24 protein-coding genes are annotated in these 22651 nt (G+C 37.7%); 10 read left to right on the forward strand and 14 right to left on the reverse strand.

Going from position 1 to position 22651, the window contains the following annotated elements; all coding sequences use genetic code 11:
* Positions 1 to 71 precede the first annotated feature (71 nt).
* The gene (locus tag F1560_RS13995; protein WP_149475249.1) at positions 72 to 590 is read right to left on the reverse strand and encodes a DoxX family protein; all 519 of its coding nucleotides are present in this window, start codon (positions 588 to 590) and stop codon (positions 72 to 74) included.
* Between the two features lie 353 nt (positions 591 to 943).
* Here F1560_RS13995 and F1560_RS14000 point away from each other — a divergent pair, with 353 nt between their 5' ends.
* The 9 genes from F1560_RS14000 (at position 944) to F1560_RS14040 (ending at position 9490) form a co-directional block, all read left to right on the forward strand.
* Entirely contained in the window at positions 944 to 1663 is a 720-nt protein-coding gene (locus tag F1560_RS14000; RefSeq protein ID WP_149475250.1) for a hypothetical protein, read from the forward strand.
* Positions 1664 to 1692: 29 nt separating this feature from the next.
* Positions 1693 to 2085: a GntR family transcriptional regulator gene (locus tag F1560_RS14005; RefSeq protein ID WP_149475251.1), complete on the forward strand. Its 393-nt coding sequence runs from the start codon at positions 1693 to 1695 to the stop codon at positions 2083 to 2085.
* Between the two features lie 3 nt (positions 2086 to 2088).
* Entirely contained in the window at positions 2089 to 2946 is an 858-nt protein-coding gene (locus tag F1560_RS14010) for an ATP-binding cassette domain-containing protein (RefSeq protein ID WP_149475252.1), read from the forward strand.
* A 15-nt stretch (positions 2947 to 2961) separates the two neighbouring features.
* Positions 2962 to 3879: a M23 family metallopeptidase gene (locus F1560_RS14015; RefSeq protein ID WP_149475253.1), complete on the forward strand. Its 918-nt coding sequence runs from the start codon at positions 2962 to 2964 to the stop codon at positions 3877 to 3879.
* A 2-nt stretch (positions 3880 to 3881) separates the two neighbouring features.
* On the forward strand, positions 3882 to 4814 hold the full coding sequence (locus F1560_RS14020; protein ID WP_149475254.1) for an ABC transporter ATP-binding protein: 933 nt from the start codon (positions 3882 to 3884) through the stop codon (positions 4812 to 4814).
* Positions 4807 to 6054, forward strand: a complete 1248-nt coding sequence (locus F1560_RS14025) for an ABC transporter permease (RefSeq protein ID WP_149475255.1) — start codon at positions 4807 to 4809, stop codon at positions 6052 to 6054. The genes F1560_RS14020 and F1560_RS14025 overlap by 8 nt, the downstream gene beginning before the upstream one ends.
* Positions 6055 to 6187: 133 nt before the next feature.
* Positions 6188 to 7072 carry a DMT family transporter gene (locus tag F1560_RS14030; RefSeq protein ID WP_149475256.1) on the forward strand — a complete coding sequence of 295 codons (885 nt, stop codon included), beginning with the start codon at positions 6188 to 6190 and terminating at the stop codon, positions 7070 to 7072.
* 478 nt (positions 7073 to 7550) lie between these two features.
* The gene (locus F1560_RS14035) at positions 7551 to 8093 is read left to right on the forward strand and encodes a flavodoxin family protein (RefSeq protein ID WP_149475257.1); all 543 of its coding nucleotides are present in this window, start codon (positions 7551 to 7553) and stop codon (positions 8091 to 8093) included.
* A gap of 266 nt (positions 8094 to 8359) precedes the next feature.
* On the forward strand, positions 8360 to 9490 hold the full coding sequence (locus F1560_RS14040) for an N-acetylmuramoyl-L-alanine amidase family protein (protein ID WP_149475258.1): 1131 nt from the start codon (positions 8360 to 8362) through the stop codon (positions 9488 to 9490).
* Positions 9491 to 9604: 114 nt separating this feature from the next.
* Here F1560_RS14040 and F1560_RS22170 read toward each other — a convergent pair whose 3' ends face one another.
* The 9 genes from F1560_RS22170 to F1560_RS14080 all read right to left on the reverse strand — a co-directional run bounded on the left by F1560_RS22170 (position 9605) and on the right by F1560_RS14080 (position 16038).
* Complete coding sequence (locus tag F1560_RS22170) at positions 9605 to 9754, reverse strand: hypothetical protein (protein WP_187773732.1); 150 nt, start codon at positions 9752 to 9754, stop codon at positions 9605 to 9607.
* A gap of 2 nt (positions 9755 to 9756) precedes the next feature.
* Positions 9757 to 11034, reverse strand: a complete 1278-nt coding sequence (locus tag F1560_RS14045) for a helix-turn-helix domain-containing protein (protein WP_149475259.1) — start codon at positions 11032 to 11034, stop codon at positions 9757 to 9759.
* 344 nt (positions 11035 to 11378) lie between these two features.
* Positions 11379 to 11573, reverse strand: a complete 195-nt coding sequence (locus F1560_RS14050) for a DUF6366 family protein (RefSeq protein ID WP_149475260.1) — start codon at positions 11571 to 11573, stop codon at positions 11379 to 11381.
* Between the two features lie 88 nt (positions 11574 to 11661).
* Positions 11662 to 11916, reverse strand: coding sequence for a hypothetical protein (locus F1560_RS14055; RefSeq protein ID WP_149475261.1), 255 nt, complete (start codon positions 11914 to 11916; stop codon positions 11662 to 11664).
* Positions 11917 to 12329: 413 nt separating this feature from the next.
* Positions 12330 to 12878: a short-chain dehydrogenase gene (locus F1560_RS14060; protein WP_149475262.1), complete on the reverse strand. Its 549-nt coding sequence runs from the start codon at positions 12876 to 12878 to the stop codon at positions 12330 to 12332.
* Positions 12879 to 12903: 25 nt separating this feature from the next.
* The gene (locus tag F1560_RS14065) at positions 12904 to 13407 is read right to left on the reverse strand and encodes a GNAT family N-acetyltransferase (RefSeq protein ID WP_149475263.1); all 504 of its coding nucleotides are present in this window, start codon (positions 13405 to 13407) and stop codon (positions 12904 to 12906) included.
* Between the two features lie 105 nt (positions 13408 to 13512).
* On the reverse strand, positions 13513 to 13938 hold the full coding sequence (locus F1560_RS14070; protein WP_149475264.1) for a P-loop NTPase family protein: 426 nt from the start codon (positions 13936 to 13938) through the stop codon (positions 13513 to 13515).
* 507 nt (positions 13939 to 14445) lie between these two features.
* The gene (locus F1560_RS14075) at positions 14446 to 14883 is read right to left on the reverse strand and encodes a general stress protein (RefSeq protein ID WP_149475265.1); all 438 of its coding nucleotides are present in this window, start codon (positions 14881 to 14883) and stop codon (positions 14446 to 14448) included.
* 117 nt (positions 14884 to 15000) lie between these two features.
* Entirely contained in the window at positions 15001 to 16038 is a 1038-nt protein-coding gene (locus F1560_RS14080; RefSeq protein ID WP_149475266.1) for a MerR family transcriptional regulator, read from the reverse strand.
* Between the two features lie 178 nt (positions 16039 to 16216).
* Here F1560_RS14080 and F1560_RS14085 point away from each other — a divergent pair, with 178 nt between their 5' ends.
* Positions 16217 to 17482 (forward strand): hypothetical protein, encoded by a 1266-nt coding sequence (locus F1560_RS14085; protein ID WP_149475267.1) that lies wholly within the window; start codon positions 16217 to 16219, stop codon positions 17480 to 17482.
* 77 nt (positions 17483 to 17559) lie between these two features.
* Here F1560_RS14085 and F1560_RS14090 read toward each other — a convergent pair whose 3' ends face one another.
* The 4 genes from F1560_RS14090 to gltC form a co-directional block, all read right to left on the reverse strand.
* Positions 17560 to 18603 (reverse strand): ribonucleotide-diphosphate reductase subunit beta, encoded by a 1044-nt coding sequence (locus F1560_RS14090; protein ID WP_149475268.1) that lies wholly within the window; start codon positions 18601 to 18603, stop codon positions 17560 to 17562.
* Entirely contained in the window at positions 18584 to 19030 is a 447-nt protein-coding gene (locus tag F1560_RS14095; protein WP_149475269.1) for a flavodoxin, read from the reverse strand. Before F1560_RS14095 ends, F1560_RS14090 begins: the two co-directional genes overlap by 20 nt.
* Positions 19015 to 21249, reverse strand: a complete 2235-nt coding sequence (locus tag F1560_RS14100; protein WP_149475270.1) for a ribonucleoside-diphosphate reductase subunit alpha — start codon at positions 21247 to 21249, stop codon at positions 19015 to 19017. The genes F1560_RS14095 and F1560_RS14100 overlap by 16 nt, the downstream gene beginning before the upstream one ends.
* 361 nt (positions 21250 to 21610) lie before the next feature.
* The gene (gltC, locus tag F1560_RS14105; RefSeq protein ID WP_149475271.1) at positions 21611 to 22516 is read right to left on the reverse strand and encodes a glutamate biosynthesis transcriptional regulator GltC; all 906 of its coding nucleotides are present in this window, start codon (positions 22514 to 22516) and stop codon (positions 21611 to 21613) included.
* Positions 22517 to 22651: the final 135 nt, after the last annotated feature.

Below are 22651 nucleotides of genomic sequence, written 5' to 3' on the forward strand. Positions count from 1 at the left end.
TGCGAGAAAAATGTTAATAAAAAAAGAACCTTACAGAGGACTACATCCCCTGCAAGGATCTTTTCAATTCGTTAAGATGCAACGGCAACTTCTTTTTCTACTTTATGCTTTTTGTTTTGGATTGTTTGTTTCACGAATGGAAGAACCCATCTGTCTAAACCATATCTACCTGCATTATATCCAGCAGCTAGAAGGAATACAGTGATTACTACCATCTGTGCATTGGTGCTTACTGTTCCACTGAAAAGGAAAGCAAAGTTCATTGTAATACCCATTAATGCTGCAAAGTTTGTAAAGATTCCTAGGATAAGTGCGATACCTACTAATAACTCTCCCCACATAACTGCGTACGTAAACAATTCAGCCTGTGGCAATGCGACAGCTTCAAGAAATGTTCCCCACCATGCTTGAACAGTTGCTCCTTCACCAGTAGAGTTTGCAATTGCTCCTTGAATAAATCCACTTGCATCAAATTGTCCGCCTGTAATTTTTCCATAACCTGCTGTCATCCATTGATAACCAATATAAATTCTTAAGAAAGTCCAAATACCTGCTGCTACCCTACTGTTACGAATAAAATTCATAATCATTCCATCCATCTCCTTTTATATTCTTAATTTAATTTGTTTATTTGTTCATCATTTCACAATATATTGTAAAGGTGTTTCCTTACTACACTTATATCATAACAGAAATTTTCAAGATGAAAACAAGTTTGTGAATGTGTTCACAATTCGGAAACAAAGTTGTGACTAAAGTGTGAACGAGGTTGGTTTCTATAGCTATTCAGAATGAAAAAGAATCCGGATATCCCCATACTAATGCTTTAGCCAGGCTATTTCCACCTTCTCTTTTAACTAGAATTATTATTGACAGAAATGTTTCTAGGTCATATACTGTTCATATAGATATACACAGTATAACAGTTAAGGAGGTATTTGTTATGAAAGAATGGAAACAAGCTTTCTGGTTAGCTGGGACGGAATGGAGGAACTTTTCAAAGCACGCTGTCTTTACCTATACACTTTGTTTGCTATATATCGTAATCGTATTTGGATTCCTCCCTATCTTTGAAGGGGGTACAACAATTGTAGGGGATATTTTGTTCATCGTTATCTTTCTTCTTTTCCCGGCTTGGATAAAACCGAAAGAATCCCATGTACAGAAAATTAGCGGAGAGATCTGGGCATCTCCTTCCTTTATTATGCTTCAACAGCTACCAATCAGAAAAAATGTCATTGTGAAAAGTCGATTTATCTTTCACTCTTTTTATTCTTTTCCGTTTCAGCTTACCTTATTACTATGCTTGTACATACTGACACCGGAAGTCCGAAACATGGGGTTTAGTGCTTATCTTACTTTCGTTATTATATGGCTAGCAATTAGTATATATATCGGATTTTCCCTGCCTGCAAGTGATGCAGGAGATATTATCAATTGGAAAACATTATTAGGTTCTAGTCTCTTTTTAGTACTTTTAGGAACAGCGACCTTAACTCTCTTCCATGCTGTGTTAGATGTTGGTTTTGTGGAATGGACGATGCTGATTGCACAAGAGTATCCGCTCCTATCAGTTCTTGTATCCATCTTCCTCACTGGATTTGGTTTCTTTTATTGGCCACGTTCATTGAAAAAAACGATGGAAAAGCTTGATTATCTTTAAGCTAATGTTTTTAGAAAGGGGTGTGTGCTTTGCAGCTGCCAATTCATCTTTCCAAAGAATCCCGTGAACCTATATACCATCAGATTGAACATCAGTTAAAGGCATTAATCGCTAGCGGGCATATTCAAGCAGGTACAGCACTTCCATCTATTCGTGGGCTTGCAAAGGATCTGGAAATAAGTGTGATTACTATTCGACGTGCCTATCAAAATTTAGAATATCAAGGATTTATTGAAACGAAGCAAGGAAAAGGAACTTTTGTATGTGACATTGAGGATGCCTTGAAACAGCAAGTCAAGATCAACTCTGTCTATGAAACAATTGAAAGATCTATAGAAACAGCAATGAGTTATAACTATACGATTGAGCAGATTGAAGAAATCTTTCATAACATTCTTATGAACTATAAGAAAGGAGAGTAAACGTTGCAACCTTTTGTAGAGATAACCCAGGTAAAAAAGAAAATAGATAATTTTCATCTTGGACCAATCGATTTAACAATTGAACCCGGAACAATTACATCACTTGTTGGCAATAATGGCTCTGGGAAAAGTACATTAATGAAATTGATGATGAATCTAGCAAACTCTGACAGTGGCATTATTAAATTATTTAACCAAAATGTTTCTGGTGATGAAGAGCACTGGAAATCATTTGTTGCCTACCAGTCACAAAAAATGATCGGATGGGACGCTTTTACTGGCGAGAAATTAAAAGACTTTATTGCTCCACTTTACGAGCAGTGGGATGAACAACTTTTCCAGCGCCTTGTTGAACTCTTTGCTATTCCTTTGGATCAACGTTTCTCTAAGCTTTCTCAAGGTTCACAGCAAAAGCTCACGCTTGCACTGACCATCCCGAGAAATACAGCTTTATTACTTTTAGATGAACCGACAGCATACCTTGATATTCCAGCGAAGAATCATCTTATGGACATTCTAGTAGAATGGATGGACCAAGGTGAACGTTCCATTGTTATAGCAAGTCATCAAATTGAAGATATAAAGAAACTTTCTGACTATCTATTCGTATTACGTAATGGGGAGATGGTAGGGAACTTTGAAAAAGAAGCATTGACAGAACGCTACAAACGTTATTGGTTACGCAACGAACTAACTGAATCATCTATTCCTGGTGAAGTTTTTCGGGACCGTGTTCAAGTGGTATCCAATCATCCAGAAGCAACGGAACACTATTTACGAGAAAATGGTTTACAATGGGCGAACCAATCTTCACTTGATTTGGAAGAGATTATTACGTTCCTACTGTCACCCACTAGATAAAAGGAGGTGTAGTCTATGACTTTAGCTATTATCCAAGTATTTGTCATACAGGTTATCCTACCCGCCGCTTTTATTTTATCTTTATGGAAAACAAAATACCTAAACCGTCTTGATTGGATTATCCAGTTACTATTTACAGTTGTTTTTATTACGTGGGCATTTCTTTCAGGGCGATGGGATTGGGTAGGAATATATCTAAAGTTTGTATGGGTGCTTTTGTTAATTCCTGCTATTTACCTGTCTTGGAAAAACACTAAATCACTTCCGTTTCGTACGAAGCTAAACAGGAGTCAAAAATTTTCAAGAGGATTTAATATCGTATTATTACTTATTTTTGGTCTATATACGACTTCTGTTGTGAGTGGTTATTCTACAGAGGATGAAGCCATTGATCTTGCTTTTCCATTAAAGGACGGGTCTTATTATATTGCACATGGTGGTAGCGCGACACAGATAAACTACCACAATGCCTATGAGCCCCAACAGTATGCGCTTGATATTGTGAAGTTAAATCCCTTTGGTACACGAGCAAATGGTATATACCCGAAGAAACTCGATAACTATGAAATTTACGGGGATGTACTTTACAGTGCATGCAGTGGAAGCGTAGTAGAAACGAGAAATAACTCACCTGATTTAATACCACCAGAATCAAACCCTAATCAACCAGAAGGAAATTATGTCGCCATTGCATGTGATGGGACTGGTGCTATATTGTATATCGCCCATCTACTTGAAGGCAGTATCACAGTGGAGGCAGGTGAACAACTTACAGTAGGTGATCCAATCGGGAAAATTGGTAATTCCGGCAATACTTCCGAGCCGCATCTTCACATCCATGCTGAAAAAGATGGAATAGGTATTCCAATTAGATTTGATGGTGAATTTTTAGTTCGAAATGATGTAGTAAAAAAAGAAAGGGTGAAACCATAGCAATGGAAACAATGTTATCGGTAAAGAACTTAGGAAAGTCGTTTAAAGACAAGCAAATTATTAAAGACATTAGCTTCGATGTTCGTAAAGGTGAAATTATGGCAATTCTTGGGCCAAACGGGGCTGGGAAGTCAACAACGATCCGCAATATTATGGGGATTATGTATCCAGATACTGGCTCGATTGAATTTCAGAATAGCAATGGGAAAGATATTCCCCGCAATAAAATTGGCTATTTACCAGAGGAACGCGGGCTCTATAAAAATGTCAACGTGATGGATATTCTGCTCTATTTAGCCGAGCTGAAAGACTACCCGTTAGACAAGGCAAAAGAACGTGCACTGAACTATTTGAAAAAGTTTGACCTAGAAGGTAAGGATAAGGTTTCTGTTGAAGAGCTTTCCAAAGGGATGGGACAAAAGGTGCAATTTATCGCATCTGTTATTCATGAGCCAGAGCTGCTCATATTGGATGAACCATTTTCCGGACTCGATCCTGTCAGTCAAGAGTTGTTCAAGCAAGAAATTCGCAGTCTAGCGGAAAAAGGAACTGCCATTTTACTATCGTCCCATCAAATGAACCTCGTTGAAGAAATGGCCGATCGTCTCTTTATGATCCACCGAGGACAAAAGGTAATTTACGGAACGATGGATGACGTGAAAACCCAGTATGCCAATTTTAAATGTGCGATTCATGGAAAAAATGCTTACGATGACTTGGTTCGTATTCCTGGTGTGCAGCGTGTTGAGCAAGAGGATGACAAATCAATTCTCTATTTAGCAAGTGACATCCACCCGGCCAGCTGGCTGAAGCAATTACCAGAACAGCTTGTCGTACAAGAATTAACGATTGACCGAATATCGCTTCATGAAATATTTATTGATATCGCAACAGATAAAAATCTATTACAGGAAGCAGGTGAACTTCATGCGTAATACAATGAAAGTCGCGAAATGGGAAATTAAACGAAATATGAAAAATAAGACCTTTCTAATCGGACTATTTTTAACACCTATCTTAATTCTTGCCTTCGGATTTATCGGCAGCCTATTTGGCGGATCAGATGATGCAGAACATAGCCCTACAACGGTACATGTTAATGACCAGACAGGCATTTATCCTGCATTAGAAGAAACGATTAATCAAAGTGACTTGGATTGGGAAATGGAGCTAACAGATATTGAGGAAACAGCTGTCGAACCTATATTAGAAACGAGCGATAACACGGCAATCCTTTTTATTAATGACCAAGCACTAGAGACTGGTATTGTTCCTGTTTATACAAGTAATGAAATTGACCAGTTCTTTATCAATCAAGTGCAAGTACTAACAACACCACTGCAAGCATTAAAAATTGAACAGTTTGGTTTAACAGAAGAAGAAACAGCAAGTCTGCTGCAAGGAATCACCTTTGAAGAAATAACAATGGAAGATGCAGCCGCAAGCGAAGAGACTGCAGAAGAAGCGGAAGCTGGTCTTGGCGCTGATCCGATGGAACGTATTGTACCTGGTATATTTGCTGGAATTATTATGTTTTCTGTTATTATGACGGGTATGGCAACTTTCCAAAGTGCATCACAGGAGAAGAAGGATAAAATTGCTGAAATCATTCTATCTTCCCTAACGCCATCTGATCTAATGCAAGGGAAAATTGTTGGCTATTTTGTTTTAGGAATCATTCAAGTCGTCGTTTTCTTCGTCGTTCTATTGCCATTTGCAGTTTGGAAATTAGATATTCCAATTATGGAATACTTACTCGTTCCGGAAACCCTTCTACTTGTTTTCATTGCGATTCTAAGCTATCTGATGTTTGCATCCATCTTTGTTGGAATCGGTGCAACGATGTCTGATATTACAACTGCCGGGAACTTCCAAGGGTTTGTGATGATGCTGCCATTTGCGCCACTTGTTATTATGGGACCTGTTTTTAAAGATCCAAGTGGTATCGTTGCACAAGTTGGCACGTACATTCCGTTTACAGCACCAGGCGTGCTCATTATGCGTCTATCTACACTTGAACAGTGGCCATGGATTGAGATTATTATCTCCCTCATTGTCATTATGGCAAGTGTCTGGATCTTTATGAAGCTTGCTGGAAAAATCTTTAAAGTAGGTATTTTAATGTATGGGAAAAATGCTACTCCAGGTGAGATTTTGAAATGGCTTCGTGCTTAAATCTATGGGAGGTAGCCATCAAGGTGGCTGCCTCTTCCAATACTTCCCGATCAACATCCAACGCCAAAACATTCCACCCATGTTATACTAGTAAAACAGATATAACGTATCAATAAAGGAGTGCGAGTAAGAATTGCAAGAAGTACAATCAAACAAAAAAATCGGTATACCATTAGTCGTATCGATTATAGCTATATCCTTTTCTGCCATTTTCGTAAAATGGTCTGATGCACCTGCTACGATTTCAAGTATGTATCGTATGTGGTTTGCATCTATTTTATTGCTTCCATTTGTATGGAAAAGGAGAAAAGAATTTCTGCTTATTTCTAAACGGGATTTTTATTTATTACTATTTTCCGGGCTGTTTCTAGCATTACATTTTGCCCTTTGGTTTGGATCGTTACAGCTTACCACAGTAGCAAGCTCAACCATTATCCTTACCCTACAGCCGATTGTCGCTTTGATTGGTGGATTCTTTATTTACAAAGAACGAACAACCATCTCTGCATTATTAACCGTAGGGATTGCTGTGATTGGTGCAGTCATGGTTGGCTGGGGTGATTTCGGCTTAAGCAGGGAAGCTGTACTTGGAGATATACTGTCATTCTTAAGTGTCATTGCGGTGGTTGGTTATCTACTAATCGGACAAAACGTAGTAAGAAAGGTTTCGCATTGGATTTATAGTTTCTGTGTTTTCCTGTTTGCATCGATTACACTGACAATCTATAATCTTATTGCAGGAATTTCGCTTAGTGGATATGAATCACGTGAATGGGGAATCTTTCTATTGTTAGCTGTTGTTCCTACCATTTCACATGTTATCAACAATTGGCTGCTAAATTTTGTTAATACAACAACCATTTCCATGAGTATTCTAGGTGAGCCTGTTGGAGCCACTGCATTAGCTGTCTTACTATTAGGTGAGCGTATAAGTGGCATGCAAATTGCAGGAGGAGCAGTTGTTCTAATCGGTGTATTTTTCTTTTTAGTCCAACAGAAAAAACGTATTCCAGTATAAGAAGCTATCGATTCTGTATAATTCAGAAATATGTCGTTCCTTTTCAACATATTCTATATTATAATAGACTTAACGTATTGTAGAGGTTTTTTATGAGTTAAGGGGGGCATTATTCATGTTAATCGCGGTAATCGCTTTTTGTATAAGTCTTTCCGTAAGTCTTGTGATTGCAAGTGAGGTTTGGGACTAATTTTCGAACTTGTGCTAGTAATGTACTTTTAATTTTATATTTCTTATGACAAGCGGGCTTCCTTTCATGTGAGCCTGCTTTTCCTTTATGTTATAAGTGAAAATGCTTCAGAGAAACTAACATCTTATTGGAAGTTGACTCATATACTATAAATGAGGTTTACATTAGAAAACGTGGCATTCCGCTAATGAGATTCTTAGAAACCCTTATACTCTGGAGCACAAGATTTTTGGTGGGTGTCTTAGTTGCACTTATGCAGGTAGCTCTTACCTTCAAGGAGGATGTATGATGGAGATAATCGTCTTTCACGGTTCAACCCGTGTTCATGGAAATACAGAATTTTTAGCGTATCAAGCTGTCCCAAAGGAGAAAGGCACCCATATTTATCTACGTGATTATACTGTCAATCCAATTGTCGATCAACGCCATGATGCTAAGGGGTTCGACCCACTTAAAGATGATCATCATTGGCTCATTGATCAGATGCTCGCTCATGATCGTATCGTATTCGCTACTCCAATTTATTGGTATAGTATGTCCGGGTTGATGAAAACGTTTATTGATCGCTGGTCGCAAATATTAAGAGATCCAGCATATACACATTTCCGTGAAGCGTTAGCAAAGAAAAAAGTATACCTGATTGCGGTTGGTGGAGATACCCCAACAGTTAAAGGGCTCCCACTTGTCCAGCAATTTAATTATATTTGTCAGTTTTATGGGATGTCGTTTGAAGGCTATGTAATTGGAAAAGCGAGCAAGCCCGGAGAAATCATCCAAGATAAACCTGCATTAAAAGCTGCATCTTTACTTATAAAAGAGGAAACACGTTGACGAAAAGTCAGCGTGTTTTTTTCTTTAGAAGCACGTTTATTTTTTAGTACTTATGGACAGGCTAATTATTAATTCTACGTACCTAACATTCTATTAAAAACTAGGTATTTTATCTCTCTTCAAATGAAATCTAGTAATAAATAGGATCGAATTCTAGTTATTTGGCATGGTTTTTGCTGAAAAATGTTTAAATTTCTCTTGTTAAGGAAAGTATTAACTATTATTATTAATCTATGGAAAATTATTTTCGACAAAAGGAGGAACAAATGAAGTATTTACGATATCTATTCATCGGCATTGGTTTTCTGTTATTGGGATCATTTCTTGTTCCCAGTTTAACACATGCCAATGAAGGTCAATCCTACGAGGTTTATTCTTCGGTATTAAATGTTCGGAGTGAACCTGCTTCTGATGGTGAAATCATTGGCGTGTTAAGTAAAGGGAATAAAGTAATGGCATTTCAAGAGAAACACGGTTGGGTACAAACCTATTACGGTGGAAATGTAGCTTGGGTTGCGAAGCACCACCTAATTCCAATTGCTAATACTAGCCAAAGCAGTTCAACTAATACACAATCTGTAACAACGACGGATTCGATCACAGTAACAGCAAATAGTGTTCGTTTACGTTCAGGTCCTGGTACGAATTACAACGTTATAGGATCGTCATCAGCAGGAGATACATACAACATAGTAGAAACAAACAGCGATTGGCATCAAATTAAATTATCAAATGGTCAGGCAGGATGGATTGCTGCATGGTTAACGAACACTTCGTCAAATAGCGAGCAGACATCCGAACCGAACAATACAAGCAATAATACGAATACTACTAACACGCCTAAAGTGAAATCAGGATCATTAGAAGGCTATAATATTGTACTGGATCCTGGACATGGTGGAAAAGATTCTGGAGCAATTGCACTTAATGGAGTCTATGAAAAAGATCTTGTTTCCGACACAGCTGTTAAAGTAGCAGATCAACTGCGAAATGCTGGGGCAACTGTTATTGTTACTCGTAATGGTGATTACTTCGTTTCACTCGATAAACGTGCAGATATTAGTAACTCCTATCAAACAGATGCGTTTGTCAGCCTACATTATGATTCCTATCCTGCAATTGGGGTCAGTGGGGTAACTACTTATTTTGGCAATGGCTCTGATCGAGGCTTGGCACAAAATATTCAATCGTCACTAGCTTCTACCGTAAGCTTAGATAATCGCGGTATCATGCAACGTAATTTCAGTGTGCTTCGTGGTACAACAGCTCCATCTGTTTTAATTGAGCTTGGATTCATTTCCAACCCAAATGATTTAGCTACTGTTCAAACTGCAGCATACCAAAATCAAGTTGCAACAGCGATTACAGATGGATTAGTAGATTATTTCCATAGATAATATACCAGTTCAATATATTTCCAACACGCACGGGAGCTGTCCTATTATTAGGACAGCTCCTTTATGTAATAGCTATATATCATCATTCCATATACGTGATAAATGCCGTACAGATTATTCGCCACACTTTGGTTTTGGCTCTTTTTCATTTGATGGAGGAACGCCCTCTTCAGTTGCCATCTCAATTGGATCTGATTGTACCCAGCCCTCTTGAGCAAAGAAGAGTAGCAATGCTAAGGAAAGCAATATTATTACCTTCTTCAACATTACCACCACCTTCCTTTGTAAACACCACTAAGTACACTATTTGCATAATTATAATAGCTGGCAGCTAATTTATATTTTCGATTATCAAAATAGTAATCTGCTAAAATCTTTAAATACTTATATTTCTCATATGATAATTGTATTTCATCCAGGAAAGGCAGTACTTTCTTTGTGAGCAAATTCACGAATTCCTTATCTTCAATTCCATGAATCAAGTGCCAGTAAACTTTAAATTCATAAACATAAATGGAATCTAAGGGGGTTAAGCTCTCCGATAGATCGAGCCCTTTTTGCAACCACTTTTCAGCATTTACGCGGTCCCCTTTTTGGTAGTATTCCTTCATCAAGCTTGATACAGGAACAATTTGGTCGCTTATTGGTTCACTAGCATGTAGTTCATAGCTCTTCAAATAGTATTCAATTGCTTCTTCCGATTTGTTTAAGAGAGAGTACACCTTTCCTAAGTTTTGATTACATAGCGCGAATAACAAATCCTCATGGGCAAGCTCAGCAATCGTAGCTGCTAATTGATAGCTTTCCTTCGCCTTATCCAGTTCAGATGTCCTGCGATAGGAAATACCTAAAAGTATATGACATTCCGCACACCTTTTTAGGTTATACACCTTCTGGTAATAATCTAACGCTCTAGTAGCATACGAAAATGTATGGTGTGTCTGCCGCAGTTTACTAGCCGATAATGCAATTAAGAAATATAAATCATTTTCTTCATCCTTCAATGAATAGATTGGATATCTTAAATAATCTTCTGTACGCTGATAAAATGATAATGCTTTTTTAAAGGATAACAACGAAAAATGGTAATCCCCCATAAATTTATACCAATAATAGGTTTCTGCTTCTGTGAAGCTATGCGATATACTGTGTAAATATTTATACTGTTTTTCCTTTTTAGCTTTATCGTTCATAAGTATGTAATAGCTTAACTTATGGATATCGATTAACTTCCGATACGAGGTATCGCTAATATCCATATTCTCTTCCATGTGCTGATACCCTTTTGTCGCTTCCTTTTGGTTACCAACCAATAAATGACGAAACCACGATTTTAAAAACTCGATATCACGTTGATCATCGACTTCTAATTCCATATTTAGCTTTTTCGATAATAAACTGACAACTTCCTGTCGAGGCTCTACTTCTCCATTCTCAATCTTTGATAAGTAAGAAACAGAAATAACTCCGTTCGATAATTCCGTTTGTGTCATCCTCGACTTTAGTCGATGATATTTGATTCGATGTCCGATCTTCTTGTCCATGTGACCTCACCTCTACGAAAATAATTATACAACAGAAGAGGCACTTACTACCGCATAAATTGTACTATTTCAAGGGAAAATCTTACATTTTACAAAACTGAGGAAATTTCCACGAATATATACGCTTTACATATAAAAATTGGCGACTTTTGTCTTTTATTTGTAAGGGATATGAAGATTTATTTTCTTAAGTTATCCCATTTTTCAAAGACAAAGGATACAAATATCCTAGTTAATCTGAACACCAATAACGCCTAGCTGAATTACTAAGCATGATAGATGATCATTATTAACCTCAATAACTACCTTTCATTTTCTTGATTACGACAGTGACAGTCAGAACATTAGAGAAAGAAGAATGTAAAGAGTATAAAAGCCACTATTATTACAAGGATAAGGAGACCAGTTCCTTTCCAGCCTAACCCACCTACTAAATCTGGCAAGCCACCACCATGGATATTGCCAGCAGGGTTTCTTTTTAATTCTTCCTGCCTAAGTCTCTCTCTTATTTCCTCAGGAGTTTCTTTATCATTAGGCAATGGTAACACCTCCGTATTTCATTTTGAAGTTTCAAAATGTAAAACGTAAAGAATATCAAGTCAAATTGACTTAATGATAGTAAAAATCTTACTTTGCATTTACCTTCCTAAACTTATTGGCGATGAAATACGCAATAGAGGCAGCAAGAAATGCAATCAATAGCGATATTGAAAATGAAGATGGACTGCTGCTAATAATTGCTTCTTGTGCCATCGTAGCACTCTGATTCCAGGCTTCTTCAATGTCTGGCGTGTAGGTAAATGTGAGCAGCATTCCAGACGAAATTTGCAACAATGGATATGCGAAAAGAAAACTAATAGCAAAAGCGATATATTTTTTCATGTTTTACAGCTCCTCGTGTTTAGGCTTGAATCCAAATTAACCTTAGAGTCTTTTTTACAAATTCATATTTTCAATCCCTAAAAGAAATGGGAGTATAAGAACGATTATCCCTATTATCATAATAATGGGCCCAAAGAATTTAAGTGATAGCTTATCATTATATGCAGCAACACCTTGTTTTAAGAAATAATCAAGCAAGTTCGGCATTTTTCCTTTGAAATTAGATATCCAAGATAAATAAAAAGAAGTCCAATTAACATGACTAACAATGCTTGAACAGGCATCTCCTTCTATCCCTTAATTCTGTATACTAACTTATACGTAATTTTCCAATAAAAGGTTTCAATTTTAATGAAGGATGTCAGCTCTTCTTAAATCTCTCCGCCAACGAAATAAGAATTTGCTTTATCATTCTAGGGTCGTTTTTCCCAAGGATCTATTTGACCAATCGTTCGTATGGAATCTTTTTGCTTTATAGCTTCAATTACACCGGTTGAAATTTCTTTGTTTGTTAGCCATCTAGAATAATTGTTTCCTAGAACAAATCCTAAACGAATTTGGTAATAGGAACAGCCTTTGGGAACAGTTATTTCTCGCTTAATTTTATCTAATTCCGAACTGCTTCCTAATACATGGAATAGTTCCCAATCAGCGCTATGGGTTGATACCTCTTTTGCTATGATTCCCAGTGCAGCTGGCGCATTCGAATGAATCCAGGCTACTACCAAGTTAACATCGCCATTTTGCTCGATTGTCGTATGTATTTGATGTTGCAATTCAGCGTTACTTCTATAATCAACAAGGATTGGTGTGAGTTTATTCTTAAAGCTTGCTCGTTCCACGATATGCTGCATACGTCCAGAGTTTCTAGCAACGATTGACACTTGATAGCCATGATCCAACAACCAAAGGGATACGTCTGCTAACATACCCGTTCCACCCACTACTAAAGCGTGCTTCATTTATTTTTCTCCTCACGATATTATTTTAGATTTCTCGTACATACCTTAATGAAAGATAATCTTCTTCCCCCGTGTTTGAATATGCCAGCTGTTCCGATACTTTACGAAATCCTCTTCTTTCATAGAATGGAATACCTTTCATGTTTCCTTTTTGTACCGAAACCCATTGCTTCTTAGCGCCTTTTGCGCGCTGCATATCTGATAAAAAATCTAAAAGCTTTGTCCCTATTCCTTCCCCACGTCTATTCGGGTCCAAAAACAGTACATACACTTCACTTTCCTCATTATCTAGCATCCCTCCACCAATTGCTCCTACTACTTTATTTTGGTCAAGCGCTACAATGTAACCTTCCCAGCCAGGACTTTCACCTATTTCCTTCGATATACGTTCAGGATTATAGAAACGTTGATTATTTCTTTCTATGTTTTCAGGACTCCTAATTCCTTTGTATGTATCCATGCATCCCTCACAGCAAACACGTGCTATTCCGTTAACATGTTCTATTTCTGCTCTTTTAATTGTGACCATGTTATAAATCGCCCCCTAATTATCTCTAAACTTAACTAATAGCCGTATAATCCACAATTTACTCCAATAAGTCTACCGATTAAAAAGCTTGCTATTAATTCTAGATTATTTTCTGGGCAAGCCGTACTTAGTTAGATAATTGAAGATGCTTTCATTATCTGCTAGCTGAATCATTTTGTCCTTATACACACTATCCCTAACAAAATTCGGCAAAAGATCCGTATTATAATTTCGATTCCACACAATCAATGCTTGAATGCTTTCGACCGTTTCATTTTTAGTTGTAGGTAAAATTCCTGCTTTTCTTTTTTCATATCTGTTCCATATTCTTTCTTCTTGAATCGAAATGGGGGTATTCAAAATAAATATTTTATCTGCCAAATCAAAGCTCGGGGCCACCCACTTAAAGTAAACTCCCTCAATCACCCAAGATGGACTCTCTACAATTTCTTTTAGTTTATTATCCCTTTTCGTTACTTCAGCTTTTATACCATAATCGCTTGCAAGGTTATCCCAAAATAGATGATCCAAATCAACGTGTGGAATATGAAGTATTTTGCTTAACTGCTCAGCTATATACGATTTACCACTTCCTGCACCACCAATAATATGTATCCTAATACGATTTCACCTCTCGCTCAATTGCTCAATCCTGATAGCTTTCATTCAATTAGATTAAAGTATTCATGCAGATTTCTAAATGACTTATACACATTTGCAGCTGCATAGAAATTACTTTTGTTTCAACTTCTTCTATCACTCTCTCGGTAGGTTTTTCGATACTATTATTCAAATCCTTTACATAAAGCGGACCAGTACGAATAATGATATAATTTAAATGCGATTTTTTAATGGATTATCATCACATACCTATTTAAAGTCTACCATATAATAAGTATTGTTTATTTTTAAAAATTCCAACTGAGATTATACTCATAAAAAGAGAGGTAGTTATCAGTTTAATAACTACCTCTCATCCATAATATGTTCCTTTGCAACCTTATTACTTAGGAAACTTCCTGTCTACTGAAACATTACTCACTCCTTAGGATGTAAAAAAACAAGTATTTTGCCCTCTTTTACATCATTCGAGTAGCGCTCTGCCTCTTCATTCGAAACACCTATTTCCATTAAAGCATGTTTCAATCCGCCTGCTCCAGTAGCAACACCAGCTGCTGCACCTCCAAGTGTAGTTATAATCGGACCTGCAACGATGACTGGGCCAATTCCTGGGATTGCTAGTGCGCTTAATCCGATAAATAGCCCGGTTACCCCGATAGCGCCCCCAGCTGCTGCACCAGCAACAGCTCCATCCGTAGTTGAAGGAGCGACTTGTTCCGATGCTTCTTTCAACTTATTGGTGTTTTTGGCTATAATAGATATTTCATCGATTGTGTAGCCTTTGCTTTTTAATTGTTCAACAGCTTCCACTGCTTGTTCTTCCGTTTCGTATATTCCAACAATATGATTATTCATTAATGTGCCCCCTAAAAAAGTGAACTAATAATTCTTTACCCTTTTCCAGATAATAATAGTCATACTCATTGAAACGGTTTTAAGTGGGATCATTATTTAATGATGCAATGCCACATCTTACAAAGCAGCTTTCCCCTCCACTCTCCTTGCATAAATCATGCTCAAAATATCGTTAAACATAACGGTTTCCACTTCATACCCATGTTCTTCTAACCAGTTCACTAATAACGACCGATCTGCATAAAATTCATCCTCAATTGATTCAATTGCCTCGGTGTTCCCTTCCTCCCGAAACGCATCCATTACCTCATTGCGATGTGTCTCATCCAGAAACATTAAATCTGCTATGCAAATTTGACCATTTGGCTTTAACACACGTGTCATTTCTGTTAAAGCTAACAGCTTTTCCGAGTCAGGTAAGTGGTGTAAGGCATAGCTTGAAACCACCGCATCAACTTGGTTATCCAATAAAGGCAGCGCTAGAAAGTGTCCATGACGCACCTCAATCTCCGAATGCTTTTCCTTACAAATTTCTAGCATTTTTTCCGATTGGTCAATCCCAATGACATGGATTCCTTTTTCCACAAATTTCGCTCCGAGGTTTCCTGTGCCAATTCCAATATCAGCACAGATTGTGCATTCTTCCAGTTGAATCGTTTGTGCAATCTTTTCAAGTGCTTCATCATAATCTTGATGCACATTGAAGCCATGTCCCTCTCGCTTAATATGGTTGTCAAAATCCTCCGCCCAACTATCAAAATCCCACTTATCCTCCCATCCCTTTCGAAGACTTTTCAATTTCTTCAAATGCTGTGCCAGCCCATACATATCTCCATCAGAACGTTCCACCATCTGATCAATCGTGTCTATCATATCCTTGACTTCCAACCACTGTGCAACGAGCGCCATACGCTGTACCTGCAAATATCCCTTGATTGTCATGTCCGGGTCTTCCAAAGCTTTTTTAATCCCTTTTATAGGTACGCCAATCTCTCGCAATGCTAGAATTGTACTTAACCGCACTACATCTGCCTCGGAAAAATAACGATACTCATTCTCTGCATCTTTTTTTGGTGCAATTAACCCTTTTTCTTCATAGAAACGGATTGCCCGAGGTGTGGTGTTTAACTGTTTTGCTACTTCGTTGATTTGCATGTAACTCTCTCCCTTCTTATTCAAGATAAACCCTTCCGTAACGGGAAGGTAAAGGGTATATTTTAAAATAAATGAACAATGATTACTTGTAACCGTATCACAAACAAAGGTGACATGATATAATATCTCCGCCGAATGTTATACTATAGGCAAAGACACAAAAAGTGAGGTTTTACAAGTGGACGAACGCATTCAAAAAATAATTGATTTCACAGCAGATAAGTTTAAACTTGAAGCTTTTTACTTAAAAAGACATTCGATCTTCCGTGAGAAGGTCGACCAGAATGACGAATCTTTTGTTTTAAATATGGAGTGGTTTCCAAATGACGCAATTATTTCAGATGAAGATTTAAACCCTGCTGGAACGGTTAGCATCGATATCGATATTCACACAAGGTTAATCCGCCGAGTTATCTTCGTAGAGGGAGAGAACAAGCTAGAGGCTGATTTACCGAAATCTGGCAATACAGAGCTTGCGATTGAATGGATTGAACAAGAAACTGGTTTGGAGTTTGGCAGACAGTTTAAATTAGTTCATGAAGATGATAAAGAACTTTTTTTCCAAGCTGCTGTGGATAATATTGCTGTATTCCCATCTGGTTCCATTCAAATGGAATTTAATGATGGGCATAAGTTAGCTTTATTTTCAATTGATGGTCATTTCCCGAATGAAGAACAATTAAATTGGGAACCATTTGCATTAACATCGGAAAAAATTGAGCCGATCGCAAAAGCACAGACAAAGCTATTAGAAATTCCGTTGGAAGACGAAGAAAAATGGAAGGCGATTTATGGAATAACAACCGTATTCGTAACAAATGACGGGGATAAAACGATTTCCTATGAACAAGTGGAAAGTCCTGAATCTTATACACATCATGACCTTGTCTTACAATGGGACGAAGCAATCGAAGAGCCCTTAACAAGAAAAGACATTGATCTTTCACAAGAAGTTACAGTAGAAGAAGCATTTGCTAAAAAGCAAACACAAGAGAATAAACCACTGTCCAGTGATGAGCAAAAACAAGCAATCAAAACGGTACAAAACTTCATGCAACGTGAATATCCACAGGCTAGTGGCGATTGGAAGCTTGCTGCATTATGGCGTGAGAAAGCGTATATCATTGCAGAATTAAGAACAGCAAAGCCTGATGCACGTGTTATCGACCGGAAAATTAAGCTATTAATAGATGGTGCGAATTTCGAAGCGCTTAACTATGTGGATAACCAATCCCTTGTGGATATGTTCAAACATTTCGAGCATGCAGAGGAGCCTAAGTTTTCTGAAGAAGAGGCGTTCGAAAAGCTTGCTAAACATATTGAAATAGCGCCTGTCTACGTTTTTGATAAGGCACAAAACCGCTACATTTTATGTGGTAAAGTAGACTGTGGATATGGTGTGGATAGTTTTACTGGAGAAGTTATTTTATTGGACGAACTTTAAATAGCAAAAAATCCCCTTTTCATTTCAAAAGGGGATTTTTTATTTAGCAGAGAACACTTATGATAACGCATTCTTCCTTATAGATCATCAAATCCATTCAAATCACTTGTCTTCGTATATTGTCTTGATTTCTGTTCAAAGAAATCTGTTTTCGTCCCATCAAAGTTATCCACATATGCACGGATCCACTTCATTGGGTTATCAACATGCTGTGGGTAAATTTCACTTAAGCCCATTAAACGCAACATTTTGTTTGCACGATATTTAATATATCCTGCCATTTCATCTAAATCAATACCTTCTACATCTGCCAATACATAGTTTGACCATTCAATCTCTAAGTCAACCGATTCACGGAAATGATCATATACCCAATCCGTAAATTCTCCCGTATTGTATTCTGGATTCTCTGCTAATGTAGCACGGAATAGTTCTCCAATAAAGCGGCCATGCTCCAGCTCGTCACGATTAATGTAGCTAATCATTGTTGATGTACCTACCATTTTATTTTGACGTGCTAGGTTGTAGAAGAACGCAAATCCAGAGTAGAAGAACATACCTTCCAATAGTGACGTATATACCAATGTTTTTAAGATATTTTCCACAGTCGGATCTTCCACAAATGCATTGTATTGCTTCGTTAAGTTTTCATTCCGTTTAAGCAGTACTTCATCTACTCGCCCAAGCTGGAATGCTTTATTTTGTTCATCCAATGAAACGACAGATGATAATACGTAAGAGTAGCTCTCATTATGCACTGCTTCCTGCTGTGCAATTACAGCCATGATTGATTGTACAGAAGGATCTGTTGCGTACAATGATATTAACAATGCAGTTCTTGTTTGTGGTGCATCCAATGTGGATAACAATCCGATTATTTTTAAATAAGCGTCGCGCTCTTCCTCTGTTAATGTCGGGAATTGCTTCACATCACTAGACATATTCACTTCATCCGCTTGCCAGTAATTACCCACAAGTCGCTTATACATTTTGTACCAATGTGGATAAGCAATATCATTCCAGTTTAAAATACCACTTGATTTTCCGCCGAATAACGCGGTCGATTTATTTGGATGCAACGGCTCCAAGGTTTTAGCCTTCTCAAGCAAAGCTCTTGGCATGATGCAACACTCCTTCCAACCATAATTCCACTTTTTCTTCTTGACTTCCTCTAGGGGACTGCTCAATTTTCAGAGCAGTCCATTTACTATCATAAAATTTCACTAATTTATCCACAGCTTTACAGAATAAGTCATCCCCGCCAAATTGGGTATCTCCTGTTCCAAAAACTGCAATATTATCTGGCTTATAGCCGATCTCAAGTATAAGGTCTTTCACTTCGTCTGGTGTACTCCCCATCTCCCAAGTAAACGTTCCAAGAAAAACAAAGTCATAGCTTTTCGGATCAAATGGTGCATCGATTCCGATTCGATGCATATCCACAGAGATGCCATCTTGCTTTAATTTGTTTTCAATCAATTCCGCTACTTCTTCTGTGTTTCCACTGTACGATAAATATGCGATAATCGCCCTCAACTTTGACACCACTCACATTCTTCGACATCATTCGACGTTGAACGAACATAATACGTCGTTTTAAGTCCTTCGCGCCATGCTTGCATATGAAGATCCAGTAATATCGATGCACGAATTGTATTCGGCACATAGAAGTTAAATGAAATACTTTGATCAATATGCTTCTGTCTAACTGCGTTTTGTTTAACAGACCAGCGCTGATCAACGATATATGCAGACCTGCGATAAATATTGTACGTGTTATGATCAAGTTCCGGTGCAGTTACAGGAATCTTAAAGTCCTTCTTCTCTTCACTATAGAACACATTGAAAATCGGGTCGATACTAGCTGTTGAGCCTGCAATCATTGCAGTCGTTGAGTTCGGCGCTACTGCCATTAAATAACCGTTACGCATGCCGTTCTCCTGTACCTCTTGTTGCAATGTTGCCCACTCTTCAGTTGTATAGTCTTTTTGTTTAAAGTAAGCCCCAGTACTCCATTTACTTCCTTCAAAGGCTGGATAGCTTCCTTTTTCCTTACTAAGCTCCATGCTATTCTTAATCGTTAAATAGGAAATTTTCTCATATAATTCATCTGCATAGTCTACAGCTTGCTCAGATTCCCATTCGATATTTTCTTTTGCAAGTAGATGATGCCATCCAAAAGTACCTAATCCAATTGCGCGATATTTCTTATTGGTTAGTTCTGCTTGCATAATTGGCAATGTGTTAATATCAATGACATTATCGAGCATACGAACTTGGATTTTAATTAAACGGTCGAGCACATTATCTGGTACTGCTTTTCCTAAGTTAATCGAGCTTAGGTTACAAACAACATAATCACCAGGCTGATATTTCTTCACAATCGTGTTTTCTTTTTCAAGGTACTCTTCCACAAACTGTGTTGGTGATTGGTTTTGCGTAATTTCTGTACATAGGTTTGAGCAGTAAATCATCCCTTGGTGGCTATTGGCATTTTGACGATTTACTTCATCACGGTAGAACATAAACGGTGTGCCCGTTTCAAGCTGAGATACCATGACACGTTTCATAATATCAATAGCATTTACTGTTTTACGTGATAAGTTTTCATTTGCCACACACTCTAAATATTTTTCTCTCCATGTTCCATTCCCTTTTTCTTCATCATAAAAATCTTCTAAGGAATAGCCCATTACTTGACGTACTTCATGTGGATCGAATAGATGCCACTCCCCGCGCTGTTCAACCTGCTCCATGAAATAATCTGGTAAACAAACACCTGTGAAAATATCATGGGCACGCATGCGGTCGTCTCCATTATTGAGCTTCAAATCTAGGAAAGACTCAACATCTTGATGCCAAACATCTAAATAAATGGCAATTGCACCTTTTCTCGTACCAAGCTGGTCAACACTTACCGCCGTATTGTTTAGCTGTTTAATCCATGGAACAACACCACTGGACATTCCTTTGAATCCTTTAATGGAACTTCCTCTTGCACGGATTTTCCCCATATAAACACCAATTCCGCCACCGTTTTTAGAAAGCTTCGCAATATCGGTGTTACTGTCATAAATGGATTGCAGGCTATCATCAACTGTATCAATAAAGCAGCTTGATAGTTGACCATGTGTTTTTCCAGCATTCGTTAAGGTTGGAGTCGCTACTGTCATATAAAGATTACTTAATGCCCAGTAAGCTTCTTCAACAAGCTTCATTCTGTGAGACGGATCCTCGTCCTGCATCAAATACATCGCGATAACCATCCAGCGTTCTTGTGGCAGCTCGTAAATGTTTTTTTCATGATCCGTTGCAAGATAACGTGTAGCGACTGTATATATCCCAAGATAGTTAAATAGGAAATCTCTATCCGGGTCGATGATGCTGCCAAAATGGTCAATTTCAGTTTTCGTATATTTTGAGATGATGTTCGGCGCATATGCCCCTTCATCTGTTAACATTTGAATTAATTCATACAGTGATCCATAGCGAGCCTCTGCATCATAATTGCGGTTTTCTCCTGCTTTGCGGTACAGCTCTTGCAAATAGATTCGTGCTGCAACGTATGTCCATGCAGGATTTGCCTCATCTATATTTTCCAATGCAATTTTAATTAATCGATCTGCAACTTTTTCGATTCCTATTTCCGGTTTAATGGTTCGTAATGCTTTCTCCATAAAGTGATCAATTTCGACAGAAAGCCCCTCTGTTGCTATTTTGACAATCTGCTCAATTGTACTTGAATCCTGTTTCGTTTCTGTAATCATGTTAACTGCCTCCCTATATATAAAACTATGTAAATACCAATTAATCTCGGTCTTTTATTGGATGTGGGTTGATGAATTTCTTATGTAAAAATGGTCACGATTATCTTTTAGCCGCCAAAAAAATGAGGGCAGATTTTCTGATCTTATTTCCTTTACAAACTATCCTTCTATCGTTATGCTATATTAGTTGATAAAAAATCTACCATGCTTTTAATAGCTTCAGTTTGGAATGGAGTTTCTTTACAAGATCACGATTACCTTACCCATTATACAATATATAGTATTAAACATCATTTTCACTATCCATATCTTGTATTCAACGATAGCATATAACAAAAATTTAAGCAACTTAATTCTACGACTAATTTTGAAATTTCTCCAATCGCATATAGAAGCTCTTCAAAAATTCATAGAATCGTTTTTCAGTAGGGAGCAGCGAACGTTCTGCTGAAATCATGACCCCAACCGTTCGGGAAACACTCGGATTAATGATTGGGACTTTTACCGTTCCATGTGGCAAATGGTCGATTAATGTAATTTCAGGGATTAGCGTTACACCAAGACCAGCAGATACGAGCCCTTTTATTGCCTCAATATCTTCTCCTTCAAAGGATACTTGAGGATTGAAGCCTAGCTGATGGCATGCTTCGACAACAACATTTCGCAGAATAAATCCTTCACGGAACAAAACAAAGGCATCTTTCCGTAATTGATTTAGCTTAATGCCAGACTCGTTGGCAAGAGGGTGACTCACTGGTAGTAATGCAACCATATTTTCGGAAAACAAAATGGTTCCCTTTAATTTCGGCTCGTTTTGTGGGATTGGACCTAATAGCGCCATATTGATTTCACTCTTTTTAACTGCTTCAACCAATTCGTAATAAGTACCCTGCTTCAATTTAAACTTTACATTCGGATTCTGCTCCCGAAATGCGGAAATGGATGTTGGTAGCATGTTGCTAGCTAAGCTGCTTGGAAAGCCGATATGGACCGTCCCTCTTTCCGGGTCCGTATATTCTTTAATAACCTGTTCTGCTTCATCAATCACATGGACCGCCTTTTCCATATGTTCCATAAATATTTTCCCAATCGGTGTTAAGCGTACATTTCGACCTTCTCGAATAAACAAATTGACTCCGAGTTCTTCCTCAAGTTTAAACAGCTGACGACTAACTGCAGATTGTGCGATATGTAATGCATCTGCGGCTTCCGTAACATGTTCTCTTTTTGCGACTTCGATAAAATACTTAATTTGTTTTAGCTCCAAAATTACCACCTCTACTTCATTATCTCATACTGGCATTATTTATATCTATTTTTTATATTGTTTCGATTAATTAAATTTCGTAAAATGAATAGTATATTGTAATTTTGTTATCGTGTAGAAGGATAGTAATGAAGG

The sequence above is a fragment of the Oceanobacillus polygoni genome, from assembly GCF_008304605.1.
Lineage (GTDB): Bacteria > Bacillota > Bacilli > Bacillales > Amphibacillaceae > Oceanobacillus > Oceanobacillus polygoni.

What these genes read in the sequence shown, in the direction of transcription:
- F1560_RS13995 (WP_149475249.1), bottom strand. Translation starts at nt 590, where the DNA reads ATGATTATGAATTTTATTCGTAACAGTAGGGTAGCAGCAGGTATTTGG.
- F1560_RS14025 (WP_149475255.1), top strand. Translation starts at nt 4,807, where the DNA reads ATGCGTAATACAATGAAAGTCGCGAAATGGGAAATTAAACGAAATATG.
- F1560_RS14040 (WP_149475258.1), top strand. Translation starts at nt 8,360, where the DNA reads ATGAAGTATTTACGATATCTATTCATCGGCATTGGTTTTCTGTTATTG.
- F1560_RS14015 (WP_149475253.1), top strand. Translation starts at nt 2,962, where the DNA reads ATGACTTTAGCTATTATCCAAGTATTTGTCATACAGGTTATCCTACCC.
- F1560_RS14055 (WP_149475261.1), bottom strand. Translation starts at nt 11,916, where the DNA reads ATGAAAAAATATATCGCTTTTGCTATTAGTTTTCTTTTCGCATATCCA.
- F1560_RS14000 (WP_149475250.1), top strand. Translation starts at nt 944, where the DNA reads ATGAAAGAATGGAAACAAGCTTTCTGGTTAGCTGGGACGGAATGGAGG.
- F1560_RS14035 (WP_149475257.1), top strand. Translation starts at nt 7,551, where the DNA reads ATGGAGATAATCGTCTTTCACGGTTCAACCCGTGTTCATGGAAATACA.
- F1560_RS14075 (WP_149475265.1), bottom strand. Translation starts at nt 14,883, where the DNA reads ATGAATAATCATATTGTTGGAATATACGAAACGGAAGAACAAGCAGTG.
- F1560_RS14020 (WP_149475254.1), top strand. Translation starts at nt 3,882, where the DNA reads ATGGAAACAATGTTATCGGTAAAGAACTTAGGAAAGTCGTTTAAAGAC.
- F1560_RS14080 (WP_149475266.1), bottom strand. Translation starts at nt 16,038, where the DNA reads ATGCAAATCAACGAAGTAGCAAAACAGTTAAACACCACACCTCGGGCA.
- F1560_RS14060 (WP_149475262.1), bottom strand. Translation starts at nt 12,878, where the DNA reads ATGAAGCACGCTTTAGTAGTGGGTGGAACGGGTATGTTAGCAGACGTA.
- F1560_RS14065 (WP_149475263.1), bottom strand. Translation starts at nt 13,407, where the DNA reads ATGGTCACAATTAAAAGAGCAGAAATAGAACATGTTAACGGAATAGCA.
- F1560_RS14100 (WP_149475270.1), bottom strand. Translation starts at nt 21,249, where the DNA reads ATGATTACAGAAACGAAACAGGATTCAAGTACAATTGAGCAGATTGTC.
- F1560_RS14045 (WP_149475259.1), bottom strand. Translation starts at nt 11,034, where the DNA reads ATGGACAAGAAGATCGGACATCGAATCAAATATCATCGACTAAAGTCG.
- F1560_RS14090 (WP_149475268.1), bottom strand. Translation starts at nt 18,603, where the DNA reads ATGCCAAGAGCTTTGCTTGAGAAGGCTAAAACCTTGGAGCCGTTGCAT.